The organism is Bacillus sp. P4_D3 (genome assembly GCF_056401855.1).
This window is the reverse complement of sequence record NZ_JBFUIN010000891.1, coordinates 1-1,138: the sequence shown is the minus strand read 5'-3', so window position 1 is coordinate 1,138 and position 1,138 is coordinate 1. Positions and strand designations below refer to the sequence as shown.

The window sequence follows — 1,138 nt, the reverse complement described above, 5'->3', positions numbered from 1 at the left end:
TGTATATGTTGTTGTAAGTTGAGTTTAGTAGCTTGAGATATTAATTCAACTTGTTTTTCAAGATTTCGCATTGTAGCAATGACAAAATAATCTTTTTTTGCAAGTTCAAGTGTAGTTAATAGTCCGAATCCACTTGATGCACCTGTAATAACCGCAATTTTTTTATTCATTGTCCGCTCGCTTTCTTTTTCTTTTATCATAACGAGTAATAAGAAGAAAATCTATTTATTGTATAAAGATATTTGATATAATTGAAAATAATTATCAATTAAATTTTAGTTTTCACATAAAAGGAGTGTGGATTTCATGGATACTAACGGTTTTCATGATATTTTTCATAAATACTTTCATGGTTTACAAGTTGTAGAGGAAAGACATATGAATATGCCCAAAACAATAGGTATGGGTGAAATACGAAGATGGACTTCGTGTTCAGGAATGGAAATTGTGTTATCAAATTATCAATTTCATAAAAATCATCGCATCCAGTTTGCATCTGATGCAGCAATGGTGGAGCTTAATTTTTGTTTACAAGGGTTCGGAGAAGTGCAAGTTGGTCATTCTTCGTATGAATTAATGACTGGAAATAGCTATTTATATTTTATGAATGATTTTGATGTATTATTTGAATATGAAAAAGAAACGCCTCTATATTCATTAGCGATTGGGATTCCTGTACAATTGTTTAATCATTTCATGATGAATAATGCTATTGAAAAAAGTCTTGATTTTCATTCTATATTAGGAAATCAATCTTTTAAAAAGTTTCAAAATCCAATTGATTCTATAACATCTAATCTTATTAAGAGAATGATAGAGCATCCCCAAAAGGATCGTATTAATCAACTAGAAATAGAAAGTAAAGCGCTCGAATTGCTTTCTATACATTTTGGGAGAGTGTTGCTTAATGATTGTGACGCCAATAAAAGGAGTCAATTATCAAAAAAGGATTTGAATAAAATAAAACAGGCTGAAGAAATTTTACTTCAACGAATGGAATCACCCCCATCATTATTAGAATTGGCTAAAATAGTAGGATTAAATGATTATAAATTAAAAATTGGGTTTAAAGAATTATTTGGGATGTCCACATTTGCATATTTACGAGAAAAACGTATGGAACATGTGATAGATTTAC

General features: G+C 29.4%; 2 protein-coding genes. One reads left to right on the top strand and one right to left on the bottom strand.

What is annotated here, in order from left to right; all coding sequences use genetic code 11:
- Positions 1 to 170: SDR family NAD(P)-dependent oxidoreductase (locus AC1DTM_RS27715; protein WP_477001401.1), on the bottom strand; the 170-nt coding region annotated here is incomplete at its 3' end.
- Positions 171 to 306: 136 nt separating this feature from the next.
- Between AC1DTM_RS27715 and AC1DTM_RS27710 the strand changes: the two genes are divergently transcribed.
- A partial coding sequence (locus AC1DTM_RS27710; RefSeq protein ID WP_477001400.1) for a helix-turn-helix domain-containing protein occupies positions 307 to 1,138 on the top strand: 832 nt, incomplete at its 3' end.